Consider the following 15,246-nt stretch of genomic DNA (forward strand, 5'->3'; position numbering starts at 1 on the left):
AAAACGAAGTGGCTGTTACTTTTGATTAGTCACTTGTCTCAACATTGTCTGACAAATCATTAAGATAGTTCCGCAAGCGGATTGATAAATCAAGATACTGTTTTGCCTGATCCTCGGTGAATGTATAACCTTCGGCGTGCACAATCTTGTTTCTCAACAGGCGTAGATCATTGAAGATCTTGCAATGGCGTTCGTCCATCAGATCCTGTTGATCCAGCGTATCCTGAATCAATTTGTAAGGAGTCGACACATCATAATTCAATCTGTGCCCCTTCGCCTGAATTAGTGCTTTGGCGGCAGTTTCGATGGACTTCCAGGCTTCCACCACAGCCGCCGTGGGAGAAATACTGGCGAGTTCATAAAGATCGATCTCGATACTTTCCAGTTTCCGTTCCGGCGGCGGTGCATCCAGTGAAACTTCTTGAGCTTCGGCCTGAATTTTTTGAATGCTCTCGCGGAAACTGACTTCCAGGTCTTTATATTTGAGTTTCTTGGTGGTCTGCACCAGTTTCCCCAATGGCTGCCGCAAGATGACTACAACAATAATCACTGTCACGGGCCAGACCAGGATTTCAATCAATTCGTTCATGTTGCCTCTGTGGATTAATTCTCATATAAAAGATTGTTTAGCCTGCATGCCGCAAGTTGCTATTATCTTGTTTGGAAAACAGTTCATTCCTCGCTAATTTAACAGACCATTGATCTCCATAGTAACGAGCCACAACATAACCAGTCCCCATATCTCTTACTTATTCAAACTCTTCCAGAAGTCCAAATTGGACTGTGATTATTTCCACCAGACTGGTCATTTTGCTCATTTGTTTAAGGATCAACAAACTGCTGCAGGTGTTGTTCAAGTTCATTCCATTCTTTGATGACATGTTGATGAATTTCCGGATCAGAATAATAGGGATGCCCACTGGCGACGTAAGCATCGATCGATTCCTTCACCTGAGCAATCAACGTCAACACGCGTGGCGCAAGCTGCAACAACTCTTGTAGACTCTCTTCAGTAAACTGAAACTGGATCACAGATCCCAGCCCCAGAATCTGACACCACTCACTTCCATTCTCTTTGCCCCAGACTGGAGTGACCAGCAGATAACGTTCGAGTACCGGGAAATAATAGACAAACGCCTTATCTCCCATCCACATGAAATCTTCTGAGTACGTACCGGGATTCTCCAAAAATTTCTGGTACGCCTCTGCCAGGCTCAAGCCACCAAAATTTTTCCAGGCAGACTGCGCATCCAGGTCACCTTCAAAAGGATCAAAGTCCCGTTCGCCGGGTAGGGAACCGGACTGATTCTGAAATTGATTTTGTGTCATACTACTTTATATCTCTCTAAACCCAACACACCCCTAGATCAACAGCGCTCGTCAGGGGTTTGGTCTTTAACTGTCATAAGCTTATTTTTCAGCAACCAAAATTCTCCTAAACAGATCACCCAATCATCAACAGTGCCAGATAGGGGACCAGGCTGAACGCAATAAAGACAAGCTTAAACAACCCGAGCAACGAGTAGATCACTACATCGAACGTTTCTCGCGGCAGAGGAAACCATTTGCTTTGGAGCCGATACACATAATCGGGAGCGAACATGAAAAAAAACGTCCACAGAATCAGTACGCCCCCATTGAAGATTGTGCACCACATAAAGAATGTTGTCAGAGTCTGCGTGTCCATTTTGTACTTCCTTTGTTATTCGGCGCCCTGTTGATACCAAATCGAAAGCATCAATAAAAATCCGACTGGTTTCTGAATAAGACCATTATAACCTGCTGCTACCTACAGTGTGAGTCTTTCAAGATTTCTCTCACTAAACTACGACATTGAAACAGGTCATCATCGACCACGGTCACTCTCTGGAAATCGCTTCTTCCCTCGCAGTGGTTGCCCCCACAAACGATATGCGGCAATTCCATCCTGTATTCCTGAGAAAAGAACAAACACCGCCATCACAGCCATCACCAAACGCAGTAAGTCCGGTACGCTGGCTGGCTCGTATTTGATATGAGTCGGTAAATTACGCCAATCACCGACACCATAACAAACAGCGGTCACAAAGGCACCGAATAACATTGCCAGGATGATGTGCAACACATATTCTCCGCTTGGCAATCCACCAAAGAAACGGCGGCTCTCGCGCTCCAAAGCAAAATCGACAATAGAGATCGCAACGTCAAAAACAAATACAGCAATGAGTCCCCAGAAGTACATACCATGCAAGGCAGCGTTTGGGACCACGAGAAATAACAGCGCGTAGGTCGGTCCACGCAAACTGTGCACGATGAGTTCAAGACGGGAATCAGGGTGCGAACGAATTCCGTGTGCAAAACTGTGATAGAACGCTATATCGGTTGCTCCCAGGCATCCGATCGCAAAAAGCAGGTAGGTTGCCACTTCCATTATTTAGTTGCCTGTCAGTTAAGTTGAAGCGGTAAATTGAATCAATCCATCATTGTCAGCCATACGTTCTAGTGCCAAATTTCGGAATGCAAACAGAGAACGAATAGAATATGCGGCCAGGAGCCGTGTTACAGGTTCGCCTCCATACTGCCACGATAACCGGATAGTGAGTCGATCCCTAACAACCGTGTTCTCTCCCATTGGTTCGAACTCATGAATGTGAGTAAACAGTGAAAACGGGCCGTGAATCAATTCCTCTCCAAAACGGTGCGGTGGTTCATAAATCGTGTGACGGAATCCTAACACTACAGGAATACAACCCGACATTGTTTGCTCGATCCAGGTCGTTGCTCCCGGATGGATGTGCCCCTCATGGTGCAGCAACCGGAAACCAGGCCACTCCGCATGTAATACACTTAAATGAGCTGGATTTTCATGGAAGCGAAATACCGTTTCGAGCGAAGCTGAAACTAGCTGTTCAAAACGAAACTCCATGAAAACTCACTCTCTGTTGAATTCAAAGATCAGGAATTGGTATAAAACTCTGCAATTCGGTTAGAGGTTAGATCTGTAATCGTGAAACACTCGGTTCGTCAATATCTTTTGGATGTTCGAACGCGGCCTGAATACCCGCTTTGACTCCGGCCGTCGACGTTTTGACTGACATACTGGGCGCCCCCAGGTTCTCATCCAATGCCGCCACGCTTGGTAAGTGGGGCAGATGAATCCACCCCGCGCGAATGGGGAGTTGCTCTTGGGCGATATGATGCAGAACGCCATACATCAGATGATTACAGCAGAACGTTCCCGCCGCATCTGAAATATCAGAGGGAATCCCAGCGGCACGCATCGCTTTGACCATCGCACGTAACGGGAGCGTGGTGTAGTAAGCCGCTGGCCCCTCGGCTACCGTCGGTTGTCCCTGTAACACGTTACCTGCATTGTCTGCCAATTGATACCGGGTCCCGTCATTGAAGTTTTGCGCGAGCCGTTCGACCGTGATCATCGCACGACCGCCATATTCACCCAGCATAATCACCAGTTCCGGCTGCACTTCGGCAATGGCAGCACAAACAAAGTCGATGCATTCAAAGAACACGTTCGGAACAATGCGAGAGACAATTTCTGCATCACCAACCAAAGTACCATCAAGGGCCCTCGCTACAGACTCTGCCGGATTGGTGGGAGTGTTTCCGTATGGTTCGAAACCGGTCAGTAACACTTTTCTCATTGGGATCTTTCCTGAAACTGAATCGCGTTAGCTCTCTGGCACGTATGAACCCTCATTACCTTGTAGTATCAATTACGAGGCTACATCGTCTCAATTTATTTTAAATCATTGAGTATAAGAAGGTAAGGGCAGAGGATCGGGGCGATAGGAATTCACTTTTGTGAAATGGTTGTTGGGGTTTGCTCATCTACCTGCAACGCAGCTTTCGCTATATTTCGTAGCATGCCTGAAAAGACAAAATGATGCAGCGGGCAAACCGCATACCAGTACAAACGCCCAAGCAGACCGATGGGATCATAAATCGCTGTTTGCGTGATGGTCGAAGATTGATCGTTACCCGTTACCTGGAATTCGAGCCAGGCGCGTCCGGGGAGTTTCATCTCGGCAACCAGTCGTAGACGATGCTCAGGCTCATAAGCTTCCACGCGCCAGAAGTCGACGGTATCGCCAACCCGCAAATGTTCCGCATGCAAACGACCACGACGCATGCCGACGCCACCTACCAGTAAATCCATAAACCCTCGCAGATGCCATAACCAGTTGCAGGCATACCAGCCAGTATCGCCGCCAATTCGTTGAATTGGCTGAAACGCAATCGAGGGAGGACGGGCAACTTGTGTCGTCCGCGAATCGACAAGTCGCGTACCAAATCGAACTCCCACCCAGGTGGGAAGTGCGCCCGAAGAAGAAAGCGCATCGGACCACCGCGTCTCCGCGAAGGCTTTGTCTTCATTCGCCAAGGCACGACGAATCGCCTGTTCGATGCCCATCGGTTGGATATCAAATACGTTCAAAGCGGCATCATCGCGAACCACCGTGGAATGCACGATGCTTTCAATCAGTTTACGCCCAATGCGCGCGTATAAGGGTGTGACTAACCCCAACCACAGACTCGAAAGATAGGGTGTTAACACAGGTACCGGTATCATGCGAATTCGTAAATTACGACACTTAGCATACACACGCATGATGTCGGCGTAAGAATCTTGATCAGCACCGCCGATCTCATAGACGTGATAGTCTGAGAGCGGCAAATTCATGGCTGCCGTTAGATAGCCAATCAAATCTTCAATGGCAATCGGTTGCGCGTTACGCATCACCCACTTGGGTGTAATCATGATCGGCAGACGTTCCACCAACGAACGAATCATCTCAAAGGAGAGGCTTCCCGAACCGATGACAATCGACGCACGAAACTCTAGCACAGGGACATCTGACTCGCGCAAAATTTCTCCCACTTCCTGGCGACTCCGTAGATGAGGCGAGAGTTCTTCATGCTCATCTCCCAGTCCTCCCAGATAGATAATGCGTTCCACTCCTGCCACGCGCGCCGCTTCCGCGAAATTCCGTGCGGCCAGACGATCGTTTTCCTCAAACGAACCTTTGACCCCCATCGAGTGAATTAGATAGTAGGCAACTTTCACCCCCTTAAGTACGGCATCGAGTGTTTCACGTTCGAGTACATCGCCAGCCACCACTTCAGTCGAAGCGGCCACCTTAGGCTGCAGGATTTCAGGACGTCGTGCCAGGCAACGCACTCGATAACCACTCTGTTCCAGCACAGGCAGCAATCGCCCACCCACGTAGCCCGTGGCCCCCGTAAGCAAAATTAACCCGGTTTCAGCAGCAGCAACTAGACTTTCTGATTCAGGCATTGATGCAGGCGCTTTCGTTTTTGTGATTCCTACTTATGGTGGAGATCACTAAAACATCTCTACAGTAGAAGAACGAATGGAACACACGTGATTATAGCGCCAAAGAATCAAATAGTGAGTTCTCTTTTGAAAAAATCACCGAATTCTACAGGGATGATAGCGATGACGAACTAGTTTCATCGAACCACGTGTCGATTGCCATCATAGGCAATCGCTTTTTGTCGCCTGATCACCATATCCCAATCCATACGGTGTGGTGGATCCAGATAATGCTGATAAGCGACTGCCATTTGCCGTGCGACTTCGCGATAAGGCACGTTACCAAAACCGGCACCCATCGCAGGGAAAACGACGGTTTTGATTTTGTCTTTCTCATCAACCTGACTCACATTATGCTGGTACACCGCCAGTAACGAGGCCCATGTCGCGGCATACACCTTATCTGTCCCGGAAATCGAACCGGGCACACGCATCGTGGGAGAATGGGCAACGAATGGATAATCAGCATTACCCGTCGGTTCGATGAAAGAACTGCCTATCGGTTGTTCGCCTAGATAGGCGTCCATAATGCGATATTGAATCCGACGCATCAGGTCTTCACCATGAAAATGCACCACGGCAGCGTCAATCCCGGCGTTCATGATCCCAAACGCATTGGCTGCCGTCACAAAACAATCATGCGGAGGCAAATCTTCAAAGCGACTTTCGAGTACAGTCACTCGGGGTAAATCTTGAAAGCGATCACGAAATGCGTCGCACATTTCTGTTTCTGGATGAATTAACCAAAGATCAATGGGCAATGCCATAGTGTAGCTGAGAACCTTTCTGAATATCTCTCGAGATTTATAACATGGTCGTTCAGGATAAGTCAACCAGGAACATGCTTAATCTCAAGTGCGATCTTTGTAAAAAATCTGAGTGAAAGATCTCAAAAGCGCTGATCATTGTTTAAATGGAATATCCAATGAAAGAAATTTCAGTCAAGAATTTCAATTGATTCAGGTTGACCCCAAGCATAGCTTACATCATCAATGGTAATTTTTGACACCATGATGCCAATTTCATGATCATTCAGTTGAAGCATCACGCAACCAGGACGCAGGGTAATATCTTGAAATGTCATTTTTATTCCCGACATCTCATCTGCTTCATCAGGTAACTTGAAAGTCCCCGACTTAATCACATCAGTACCAATATCTTTAAATAAAACCTGGCGGCTCAGATGATCTGATTCAGTTCCCGCTCGTCGAATCGTCAGAATCAGATCGGGCCCCTCGTTGTCAACTTCCACTTCCCAATATCCCTGACTGGCATTGTACGAAAGGAACCACAGAAAAAAGAGAATCACTAAAACAAAACATACACCAATAACGTAAAGCAGATCCAGTTTCTCAGACTTTTTCATTTCCGCGCTCTCAGCTCTGTTTCAAAATGTTTCGAATTCTGGCTTTGACTGACGCTGCTTCATTCTGCATTGCCTGATCCAGAAGCTGATCGACCTCTGCCTGATATTCCGGATATTGTTTAGCAAGCACATAAAACCCGTTATAAGCCCAGGCTCTCACGAACTTATTCTGATCAGCGAGACAATTCCTCAGAAAAGATTCAACGACTTTGACTTTCGACTTACGAATGGGCATCAATGGCATAGATTGCAAAATATGTAACTTCGATTCCCAATGTTCCAATTTGGGCAGCGTTCTGTAAATACTTCCTATCTCTTGAAGAGTCAAATGCCCCTTATCCTCCAAATGCTTCTTTAATAGCCAGGTGGCGCCTTTTTGGTAAGGTACCTGTTTGATCAAAGAAAGTGCCTCAGAAATAAAGGCAGGTGCATGATAATAACGGCTGTAAATCAAGTGAATGTCATCGGCAGATTTGCCATCCCAGTCAGCAATTTCTTGTTGCATGCTCATGTTTCAGATACTTCGCTACTTGATTCTTTTACTTCAATTTCAGATTCGGGAGCCTCAAGTTTGACAACCGTTTCTTTCTTCTGCGTCGTTACTTGAACCTCCGCTTTCTTATCGGTTGTCTCATTTCCCTTTAGTAGTTCACTGCAAGTCTTAAACCAGGCGACCACGTGCAATAGCACCATCACCGTGCCTGCGATCAGGAACAACCACAAACTGGTAGACAACAACCAGGGCAGAGGGTCTATCTGATGAAACTGTTTGTTCCAGAGTTGATTGAATCCCAATACATTCCAAAGCAGATAAATGCCTAAAATAAAGGCAGACAGAACCATCGGCAGATCAGCCAGAGTCAGCCAGCCTAGTTTCTTGCGTATTTCCCATTTTTTACTCGCAGCTTTGGGATCATCCCCGGGAATTTCATTCATTTTCTGAATCGCCAACAGTCTGATCGCAGACAGATAAGCAGATAACGTAATTGCGATTCCAAAAATTGCCATAAGATTACTGGTTTCGGTGATCATTGAGCATCTCCCTTCGAACTGGAATCAGGAATGATTCTTATCGGACCAGGCCGGTTAAAGTCAAAACTAATATTCCTCAATTGAGAGTGCCTGCTTGATTATTTTAAGTATGATTCAATACGCTATAGTAGTTCATCCTCAATCGTGCGTTTGATTAATTGATTCGAGGGAACTGAATTGCGATCGAGCATCTTGTGGGCTGCTTCCGCGCCAGAAACCGGAAGCGTTTCAGGATCGAGCAACCCCGCCTGTACCAGTGCGGAAGCCTGATCCCAATGAATGTGTTCTTCGCTCATCTTTCCCTCTTCGAACGAAATAATCACAATCAGAACCAGTTCTAACCGACGCCCTGTGGGCGGAACGCCCGGCAATAACCAATCCATCTGCACCGTGTGCGTACAACGAAATACAAATTCATCCACAATACGATTCTGTCCGACAGTCCGTGAGATTAACTCTGTCTCTACATCGGCCGGCATATGTGGGATGAAATACTTGTCATAAAAGTGCTCCAACTGTTTCCGTCCCACGCCACCAGTCAGCGTCGGTATGTGATTCACATACGGCTCTTCGGTCATCGTCCCACAAGATGCGGAAGCACTCTTGGTTTCAAACTCCGCCTCTAAATGTGCTTCCCATAACTCAACCATCGCCCGCTGCTCCGGCGTCAGTTCATTCATATCGAGTGTAAACACTTAGATTTTCCCCTGCGAAAGGCTGAAAGTCAGCTTCAGTAGTCCAAAGTGTAAGAGGATTACAAACCGATCTTCGAGTCACGATGAGGTACATAGCAACGATCAGATTCGATTCTATCTCTTATTTATATCATAACGTAAAAATGAGATTACGAAACTACTTTACATTTGAGAAATAGAAAACCGGGCTCTGTCGATAGTTTTTGGTAAGATTCCGGAGACGATTCCTGCATATGTGAGTCAGGTTCCCCCTCAGTTAATGTGATGACACACATCCCCGCATCGACAATGGCTTGAATAATCGATGTGAGAGGGCGTCGATAGTATTCCACCCGTACCGGGCGCCCAACCGTATCCCATTCATCCACAATTTTCTCAGTTAAAAAGTAATTGCCGGAGGGAGAGAGTTGATAATCGACAAAGGGATGATGTGTAGAAAAGATAAAAATGCCATCCGATTTTAAGATCCGCTTGATATCAGAAAACAGTTTCGTGAAATCTTCGAGATAATGAATCATCAAAGGGCAAACAGCCACATCAAAAGTCTGATCCTGTTCGTTGGGTAATCCATCAGCAAGATTTTGAACATAGCATTGAATCTTATCACCCAATTTTTCCTTTACGATTTGAATCATTTCTTGAGAACCATCAACGGCAGTGACTTTGGCACCGTTCTCAACCAGAAATTTAGAATAAAGCCCCGGCCCACAACCTAAATCAATCACTGTTTTCTCATTCACTTCAGGGAGCAATGAGAGTAATGATGGCCGTTCATAATGGGCATTATAAGAATTATTTTGAATCGCCGAGTCATATTCTCTGGCGAATTCATCATACATGGGATTGTTCATTTAGTTCTCAATCAAGCTAAAACATTATGTCTTGGCAGTCGTCATTCCGTCTGATTGTTTTTTCTGCATGAATCGGTTGCCATCCATTTTCCAGTCCTCCCAACCCAGATGGCGGAAAAATCCGACTGCGCGAACCTTCTCATTGGGATCGGTCGTCAGCCAAATCTCTAGCCAGCCTCGTGCCCAGAGCGAATCTTCAACCATTGTCAACAGTCTCTTACCGATACCGTTCCCTTCATACTCCCGTAGTACCGCGATCACCCACATCTCTCCCGTTTTTCTGTTGCCAATCGCAAAACCAACTACCCGATTCTCAATCTCACAAAGCCAACCTTGATGCGTATGTTTCAGCATCTGTTTCACTACGTTGTAAGTATACCCCAAAGATTCCAGCTCTTCCGCGCCGTTTGAATTTTCCCAGGTTGCAATCCGCACCTCAAAAAGTGCTGGGATATCCTCTAATTGAATTTCTCTGTATTTTGCGTTTGCCTGGTAGATCCTCCCGATCAGCTCTTCAATATCATTGTTTTCATCCCATGAAAGAAGATCCTCTCCGGCTGGCCAGAAACGAACTTCGGTGCCTAGCTCAGTGTCTTGACGAAAATTCATTATTACAGTCGGACGCCTACTCCTCTTAGTGCCATAGCGTATATGCTTGATGTCCCCAAGATTAACTCTGATTTCCTTTCCTGAATTTCTGAGCAATAATGAGTCCCCGTCATCATATACCTCATCAAGCACTTTTAATTCTTTGGATTTCATAATGCTCCACAGAGCGATAATTATGATTGGGGTGAAATAAATAGCGAAAATCGGATTTCCTCGTACCCCAAATACAAGCATGGTCATAACATAGAATAAAGCACACAGAAAAATAATTGGGTAAAGCTTTTTATGAAAGAAAGTGACTCTACAAGATATTTTTTTCATGACCATTTTGCAATCTGTTTGATTAATCGTAATAAAAACAGAAAGAGTAGATTCCGAAACAAAACAAACCAAATATCTTGTAATTTTTCATTGGCTCAAAGATACACTCTCTGAAGCGACATTCTGCCAGACACCAAATCGTATCAAACCGGGAACGACACTCAGCATTACTATCAACCCGATTGTACCAATCACGAATGAAACAAAACCCAAAGTGTAAACAGGAATTTGTTCGCAACCACACAACTGGTACCTTGCATAAATCATTTGTGGATAATCAGCCAAAGCAGTCACTCCATCTTCTATAATTATCGTCGCCGTATAGTCCCCCGTTCGAAAAGTAGGAATGTCGGCCAATATAATATCTCCAGTGACATTCCGTATGATCCGACCATTTTGAGGATGAACTCCTAAATGAACCAATTCTCTGCTATCAACCTCATTTCCTTCCGCATCGGTGAATGTAATCGAAGCCGATAAACCAGTCAGTAGTCCGTCAGGTACATTTCCCGCTTCATCTTTAATATTACAGTCCAAAACAATAAGCTCACCGTGCGAGATACTACAGGTCTGATGAAAAGGAACACTGACTTTTCCCGGCTGAGACAAATCGATGGTTGTCTCCATCGGTCGGGCCACTATCCATTCTTGGAAATTTTCTTTGAAACGATAAGCAGATGCTCCGAAGGAATATGCGGTATAAATCAAGACCAAAGCAATAATCAAACAGATGATCCTACCAATGGCCAGCTTTCGCATAGTCGAGACTATCCAACTTAAACAAACAAAAAATTTAACTTGCAAGAATTGTTATTGGGCTTTGTCGACATCCTCAACGATTGCGGTACCTTTCGCATCAATGCCGATGATTCGCTTTGTCGGTATCTGATCGGGCCGATAAAGCTGTGGCCGATACTGATAATCTGGATTCTGGAGTTTCTTCACAATGATGTTTCCCAGTTCGTGATGGAGTTTTGCGGCTGTCGCCAAGTCCATCTGTGCGGTGAGTGCGGTGAAGTTCTGATTGGGATCATGCAAGCGCAACATCACACGCATATCGGGAAGGTTTTTGCCGTTTAAGTCGACTCCTCTCCAGCTCGTCTCGACACTCCATCGATAACGTGCTGGAATGGCAACCACTCCGGAATCATCAACATGCAGGGCACTGGTATACATGTTAAAAGAATTACCGTACTTGTCGATTTGATTCCTTGCAGGCGGCTCTGCAGAGAGCACAGTAAACAAGCCACAGACGACAAGGGGACCAAATATTGAGGATCTGACAAAACGTTTCATACTACGCCTCCATTCGTTTTTTATGTTTGCGATGTGAATTGAGATAGCAACCATGAAAGGGGTAGCACCCACCTCAAAAACTAGACTTTTCTTTGAATCCCGTGAGTATACACAATCGCCCTTCAGATGGCATTAAAAAATTGAGAAGTCAGCCTGCCTTTGTGGTTGATTCTGCCTGGAAAATGTTGGATAACAGTAGTAAGAAGAAATCGTCCTCACTCCCAGTTAATACTCACTCCATCGATTCCAGTCGATTACTTATTCATTAAGAAAGTTCATTCGTGATGCGCAATAAATTATGTTTGATGCTGACGTTGATTCCAGCAAGCCTTTCTCTTGTCGTGGCAACCGCTGGTGCCGATGATTCATTAAATCGCCTCTCGAAAGCTGAACAGCGTAGTGGCTGGAAACTGCTCTTTGATGGAAAGACAACTGACGGCTGGCGCAATTATCAAAAAGAGAGTGTCAGTGATGGTTGGACGATTAAAGACGGTGTCCTCTCCCGTTCCGCAAAAGGGGCCGGCGACATCATCACGAAAGATCAGTTCGAATTCTTCGAAATCTCGCTTGAGTATCGCATTTCCAAAGAGGGCAACAGCGGCCTGATGTTTCACGTCACGGAAGAAGAAAAGACTCCCTGGCGCACCGGGCCGGAAGTTCAGATTCAAGATAACGTCGATGGACACGACCCACAAAAGGCTGGCTGGCTCTACCAACTTTACAAACCAGCCACACCCAAATGGATGATCGAAGCAGAAAAGGCAGGCAAAAAAGTCACGCCCGCCGTCGTCGATGCCACACGTCCCGCTGGTAAGTGGAATCACCTCTTCCTCAGAGTCGGGCCTGATCGATCCGAAGTCGTTATGAATGGTGTGAAATATTTCCGTTTCAATAAAGGGAGCGCCGACTGGGATAAACGGGTCGCCGCCAGCAAGTTCTCAAAGTTCCCTAAATTCGGAAAACCGACCAAAGGACATATCTGTCTGCAAGATCACAACGACCTGGTTTCATTCCGAAATATCAAAATCAGAGAGATCCCCGCAGATGGTTCGGTACAGGATCCCAGTGATGGGAAACTGGCACTCAAAGGCGTTCCCGCATTCCCTGATTTAAAATGGGAAGGTTGGGAAGCCGTCAATGAAGAAACCGGAAAAGTCGTTCCACTGCGACCTATGATAGTGACTCACGCCAATGATGATAGCGGTCGTATTTTTATCGCGACGCAGAACGGCATGATTCATGTTATTGATAAGAAGTCGCCAAAGAAAACCAAGCTGTTTCTCGACATCCGACCTAAGGTCGCCCCCTGGAAGAAGAACAATGAAGAAGGCATGTTAGGTCTGGCCTTTCACCCTGACTTCAAAGAAAATGGTCAGTTCTTCGTTTACTATTCCGCATCGGAAGGCCCCCGTCGATCGATTGTTTCCAAGTTTCAAGTTTCAAAAGACGATCCCAATCGCGCTGATGCCAACAGTGAGCAAGTCGTAATGGAAATCGACCAGCCCTATGGTAACCATAACGGTGGATCTATTGCCTTTGGTCCGGACGGGTATCTGTATATTGGACTGGGAGACGGCGGTTCCGGCAATGATCCACTCGGCAACGGTCAGAATCTGGAAACCTTACTCGGTTCCATTTTACGTATCGATGTAGACCACAAACAAAACGGCAAGAACTATGCGATTCCCGCAGACAACCCGTTTGTCGATCGCGCCAAAGCCAAACCTGAAATTTACGCGTACGGCGTTCGCAATGTCTGGCGGCTGAGCTTTGATCCTCAAACCGGCACGTTGTATGCAGGAGAAGTCGGCCAGGATCTCTGGGAAGAAGTCAACATTATTAAAAAAGGTGGCAACTACGGCTGGAGCGTTCGCGAAGGCACACGCAATTTTGGCAATCGTCCTGAGACTGCAAAAGACGCGCCCATCGATCCGATCTGGGAATACGATCACGGCGTCGGTCGTTCCATCACCGGTGGCATCGTCTATCGAGGCAAGCGGCTGCCTGAACTGCAAGGCATGTATGTCTACGCCGACTTTGTCTCCGGAAAAATCTGGGCGCTCGAATACGATGAAGCGTCTGGTAAAGTCATTCGCAATCTGCAAATCAGCCCAGGCGGGATTCCCGTCATGGCATTTGGAACCGATCAAGACGGAGAGCTGTATTACACAGTTCAAACCGTCAAAGGCGGCGAAGGAATTTTCCGGTTTGAAAAAGAGTAGACGGTAAGGATAGATCTATTTTTCGATTTGCGAGAGGTGATTCCAATGAGCAAATTCATCTACCAAAGTTGGTGTTTTTTGATCGTGATCACTCTAATCGGTACACAAACTGGTTTGGCAAAGGAAAAAACTAAACCAACTGCCCGCAATCGAGTTCGTTTAGCGCTGATGCGAGCAGTTCCGGAAAAATGGAAACTGGAGTCAAACTACCAACTTTTTGAGAAAGCAGTCTCCCAGGCTGCCCAAAAAAAAGCCAATGTGTTGATCACCCCAGAGTGCTGGCTCGATGGTTATGCGAGTACTACCAAAGATTCTACTCCGGAGAAAATTCGTACGGTTGCTCAACCACTCGACCAAAGCAAGTACCTTAAAAACGTAGCTCGCCTGGCAAAGAAACACCATATGTTTATTTGTTTTGGTTTTACGTCGCTGGAAAAAGGACGGGCTTTTAACGCCTCTGGCTTGTGGAGTGATCAGGGAAAACTGATTGGCGTGTATCATAAAACGCACCTGCAAGCTCATGACTTGCAGTACGCACCAGGGCGGGCCTTGCCCGTTTGGAACACGCCCTGGGGAAAAGTGGGTATGATGATTTGCGCCGATCGCCGTTGGCCCGAAACAGCCAGGACGTTACGGCTCCAAGGGGCGCGTCTGATTCTCAATCCCACTTACGGTTTTCATAACGATTTAAACGAAGCCATGATGCGAACTCGATCTTACGAGAACCAATGCTTCATTGCGTTTACTCATCCTAAGCAAAGCCTGGTCACCGGCCCCCGAGGACAAGTGCTCGCAAATCAGGATGACAAGAACGACAAAGACGATGCGCCCCAAATTTTGATTTGTGACATCAACCTTTCACAGGCAAAAGAGAATAACCACCTCCAGGATCGCCGACCGGAAATTTATGGCCCGCTTAATCGTTAACCGCCATGCTGAGAGTGTGCCGCATTAGCTGCCGTGTCTTTGTCAATGAGAGCACGTATTTGAGAGGCCAGCGGCACGGCGTCCGTATATTGTTTTCCGTAATCCAGATTGAACGCGTAATCAAAACCTTTAGGGTTCCGACCTTGATTATGTTGTATGAGGGTTTCAATCTTATCGAGTGCTTTTGCGATCTGTGCTTCGTGGGATGCGACGTTTTCGTACTCGTCCCACAGAGATAAGAACTCAAATTTTAAATGTTCGGGCAGTGTCGACAGGAGGGATTCGAAATCAGCTCGTTCCTTATCAGATTTGGGAGCTGCGCCTGTTTGAAAGGGAGCCGGTATGTCACCATCAATCGCCTCACCCAAATCATGTAGAACACAAATCTTTAAAAGTCGAAGCAAGTCAACATTTGGTAATAAATCTGAAAACGTAATGACTAACAGTGTTAAACGCCATGTGTGGTCAGCGACACTCTCGGTTCGGCCTTCGGTGGTATGACCACTGCGAAGGGTGTCTTTCAAACGCTCGGCGCGGCGAAGAAACTCCAGGCGATCTTGAAGTTGCGAATTATCCATAAAAAAACATTTTC

19 protein-coding genes are annotated in these 15,246 nt (G+C 46.4%); 2 read left to right on the forward strand and 17 right to left on the reverse strand.

Translation table 11 applies throughout. The annotated features are described in order from the left end of the window. Positions 1 to 25: 25 nt before the first annotated feature. From V144x_RS17785 to V144x_RS17860, 16 genes are all read right to left on the reverse strand, one after another. Positions 26 to 589, reverse strand: a complete 564-nt coding sequence (locus V144x_RS17785) for a hypothetical protein (protein WP_144986661.1) — start codon at positions 587 to 589, stop codon at positions 26 to 28. A gap of 233 nt (positions 590 to 822) precedes the next feature. Next, on the reverse strand, positions 823 to 1,329 hold the full coding sequence (locus V144x_RS17790) for a hypothetical protein (protein ID WP_144986662.1): 507 nt from the start codon (positions 1,327 to 1,329) through the stop codon (positions 823 to 825). 115 nt (positions 1,330 to 1,444) lie between these two features. Next, positions 1,445 to 1,687 (reverse strand): DUF6868 family protein, encoded by a 243-nt coding sequence (locus V144x_RS17795; protein ID WP_144986665.1) that lies wholly within the window; start codon positions 1,685 to 1,687, stop codon positions 1,445 to 1,447. Between the two features lie 159 nt (positions 1,688 to 1,846). Then, positions 1,847 to 2,410 carry a hypothetical protein gene (locus V144x_RS17800; RefSeq protein WP_144986667.1) on the reverse strand — a complete coding sequence of 188 codons (564 nt, stop codon included), beginning with the start codon at positions 2,408 to 2,410 and terminating at the stop codon, positions 1,847 to 1,849. A gap of 18 nt (positions 2,411 to 2,428) precedes the next feature. After that, positions 2,429 to 2,905, reverse strand: coding sequence for an SRPBCC family protein (locus tag V144x_RS17805; RefSeq protein WP_144986669.1), 477 nt, complete (start codon positions 2,903 to 2,905; stop codon positions 2,429 to 2,431). 67 nt (positions 2,906 to 2,972) lie between these two features. Then, the gene (gene pcp, locus V144x_RS17810) at positions 2,973 to 3,641 is read right to left on the reverse strand and encodes a pyroglutamyl-peptidase I (protein WP_144986671.1); all 669 of its coding nucleotides are present in this window, start codon (positions 3,639 to 3,641) and stop codon (positions 2,973 to 2,975) included. 152 nt (positions 3,642 to 3,793) lie between these two features. Beyond that, on the reverse strand, positions 3,794 to 5,296 hold the full coding sequence (locus V144x_RS17815) for an SDR family oxidoreductase (protein ID WP_144986673.1): 1,503 nt from the start codon (positions 5,294 to 5,296) through the stop codon (positions 3,794 to 3,796). A 176-nt stretch (positions 5,297 to 5,472) separates the two neighbouring features. Next, complete coding sequence (locus V144x_RS17820) at positions 5,473 to 6,102, reverse strand: macro domain-containing protein (protein ID WP_144986675.1); 630 nt, start codon at positions 6,100 to 6,102, stop codon at positions 5,473 to 5,475. 170 nt (positions 6,103 to 6,272) lie between these two features. Next, positions 6,273 to 6,701, reverse strand: coding sequence for a hypothetical protein (locus V144x_RS17825; protein ID WP_144986677.1), 429 nt, complete (start codon positions 6,699 to 6,701; stop codon positions 6,273 to 6,275). 10 nt (positions 6,702 to 6,711) lie between these two features. Beyond that, positions 6,712 to 7,206, reverse strand: a complete 495-nt coding sequence (locus V144x_RS17830; RefSeq protein WP_197998493.1) for a hypothetical protein — start codon at positions 7,204 to 7,206, stop codon at positions 6,712 to 6,714. 2 nt (positions 7,207 to 7,208) lie between these two features. Next, entirely contained in the window at positions 7,209 to 7,733 is a 525-nt protein-coding gene (locus tag V144x_RS17835; protein ID WP_144986681.1) for a hypothetical protein, read from the reverse strand. A gap of 122 nt (positions 7,734 to 7,855) precedes the next feature. Beyond that, on the reverse strand, positions 7,856 to 8,428 hold the full coding sequence (locus tag V144x_RS17840) for an ester cyclase (RefSeq protein WP_144986683.1): 573 nt from the start codon (positions 8,426 to 8,428) through the stop codon (positions 7,856 to 7,858). Between the two features lie 149 nt (positions 8,429 to 8,577). Beyond that, a complete protein-coding gene (locus V144x_RS17845; protein ID WP_144986684.1) occupies positions 8,578 to 9,279 on the reverse strand; it encodes a class I SAM-dependent DNA methyltransferase in 702 nt (233 codons plus the stop codon). A gap of 24 nt (positions 9,280 to 9,303) precedes the next feature. Further along, the gene (locus V144x_RS17850) at positions 9,304 to 10,215 is read right to left on the reverse strand and encodes a GNAT family N-acetyltransferase (protein ID WP_144986687.1); all 912 of its coding nucleotides are present in this window, start codon (positions 10,213 to 10,215) and stop codon (positions 9,304 to 9,306) included. Between the two features lie 81 nt (positions 10,216 to 10,296). After that, positions 10,297 to 10,968, reverse strand: a complete 672-nt coding sequence (locus V144x_RS17855; protein ID WP_144986689.1) for a hypothetical protein — start codon at positions 10,966 to 10,968, stop codon at positions 10,297 to 10,299. A 51-nt stretch (positions 10,969 to 11,019) separates the two neighbouring features. Beyond that, positions 11,020 to 11,505 carry a hypothetical protein gene (locus V144x_RS17860; protein WP_144986690.1) on the reverse strand — a complete coding sequence of 162 codons (486 nt, stop codon included), beginning with the start codon at positions 11,503 to 11,505 and terminating at the stop codon, positions 11,020 to 11,022. A gap of 284 nt (positions 11,506 to 11,789) precedes the next feature. Between V144x_RS17860 and V144x_RS17865 the strand changes: the two genes are divergently transcribed. Beyond that, positions 11,790 to 13,727, forward strand: coding sequence for a PQQ-dependent sugar dehydrogenase (locus V144x_RS17865; RefSeq protein WP_144986692.1), 1,938 nt, complete (start codon positions 11,790 to 11,792; stop codon positions 13,725 to 13,727). A 45-nt stretch (positions 13,728 to 13,772) separates the two neighbouring features. After that, a complete protein-coding gene (locus V144x_RS17870) occupies positions 13,773 to 14,654 on the forward strand; it encodes a carbon-nitrogen hydrolase family protein (RefSeq protein ID WP_144986694.1) in 882 nt (293 codons plus the stop codon). Here the strand turns inward: V144x_RS17870 and V144x_RS17875 are convergent. After that, on the reverse strand, positions 14,651 to 15,232 hold the full coding sequence (locus V144x_RS17875; protein ID WP_144986696.1) for an HD domain-containing protein: 582 nt from the start codon (positions 15,230 to 15,232) through the stop codon (positions 14,651 to 14,653). The genes V144x_RS17870 and V144x_RS17875 overlap by 4 nt on opposite strands. Positions 15,233 to 15,246: the final 14 nt, after the last annotated feature.

This window comes from Gimesia aquarii (assembly GCF_007748195.1).
GTDB lineage: Bacteria > Planctomycetota > Planctomycetia > Planctomycetales > Planctomycetaceae > Gimesia > Gimesia aquarii.

What these genes read in the sequence shown, in the direction of transcription:
- V144x_RS17800 (WP_144986667.1), bottom strand. Translation starts at nt 2,410, where the DNA reads ATGGAAGTGGCAACCTACCTGCTTTTTGCGATCGGATGCCTGGGAGCA.
- V144x_RS17870 (WP_144986694.1), top strand. Translation starts at nt 13,773, where the DNA reads ATGAGCAAATTCATCTACCAAAGTTGGTGTTTTTTGATCGTGATCACT.
- V144x_RS17785 (WP_144986661.1), bottom strand. Translation starts at nt 589, where the DNA reads ATGAACGAATTGATTGAAATCCTGGTCTGGCCCGTGACAGTGATTATT.
- V144x_RS17865 (WP_144986692.1), top strand. Translation starts at nt 11,790, where the DNA reads ATGCGCAATAAATTATGTTTGATGCTGACGTTGATTCCAGCAAGCCTT.
- V144x_RS17815 (WP_144986673.1), bottom strand. Translation starts at nt 5,296, where the DNA reads ATGCCTGAATCAGAAAGTCTAGTTGCTGCTGCTGAAACCGGGTTAATT.
- V144x_RS17855 (WP_144986689.1), bottom strand. Translation starts at nt 10,968, where the DNA reads ATGCGAAAGCTGGCCATTGGTAGGATCATCTGTTTGATTATTGCTTTG.
- V144x_RS17795 (WP_144986665.1), bottom strand. Translation starts at nt 1,687, where the DNA reads ATGGACACGCAGACTCTGACAACATTCTTTATGTGGTGCACAATCTTC.
- V144x_RS17790 (WP_144986662.1), bottom strand. Translation starts at nt 1,329, where the DNA reads ATGACACAAAATCAATTTCAGAATCAGTCCGGTTCCCTACCCGGCGAA.
- V144x_RS17835 (WP_144986681.1), bottom strand. Translation starts at nt 7,733, where the DNA reads ATGATCACCGAAACCAGTAATCTTATGGCAATTTTTGGAATCGCAATT.
- V144x_RS17830 (WP_197998493.1), bottom strand. Translation starts at nt 7,206, where the DNA reads ATGCAACAAGAAATTGCTGACTGGGATGGCAAATCTGCCGATGACATT.
- V144x_RS17875 (WP_144986696.1), bottom strand. Translation starts at nt 15,232, where the DNA reads ATGGATAATTCGCAACTTCAAGATCGCCTGGAGTTTCTTCGCCGCGCC.
- V144x_RS17850 (WP_144986687.1), bottom strand. Translation starts at nt 10,215, where the DNA reads ATGGTCATGAAAAAAATATCTTGTAGAGTCACTTTCTTTCATAAAAAG.
- V144x_RS17845 (WP_144986684.1), bottom strand. Translation starts at nt 9,279, where the DNA reads ATGAACAATCCCATGTATGATGAATTCGCCAGAGAATATGACTCGGCG.
- V144x_RS17820 (WP_144986675.1), bottom strand. Translation starts at nt 6,102, where the DNA reads ATGGCATTGCCCATTGATCTTTGGTTAATTCATCCAGAAACAGAAATG.
- V144x_RS17805 (WP_144986669.1), bottom strand. Translation starts at nt 2,905, where the DNA reads ATGGAGTTTCGTTTTGAACAGCTAGTTTCAGCTTCGCTCGAAACGGTA.
- V144x_RS17860 (WP_144986690.1), bottom strand. Translation starts at nt 11,505, where the DNA reads ATGAAACGTTTTGTCAGATCCTCAATATTTGGTCCCCTTGTCGTCTGT.
- pcp (WP_144986671.1), bottom strand. Translation starts at nt 3,641, where the DNA reads ATGAGAAAAGTGTTACTGACCGGTTTCGAACCATACGGAAACACTCCC.
- V144x_RS17825 (WP_144986677.1), bottom strand. Translation starts at nt 6,701, where the DNA reads ATGAAAAAGTCTGAGAAACTGGATCTGCTTTACGTTATTGGTGTATGT.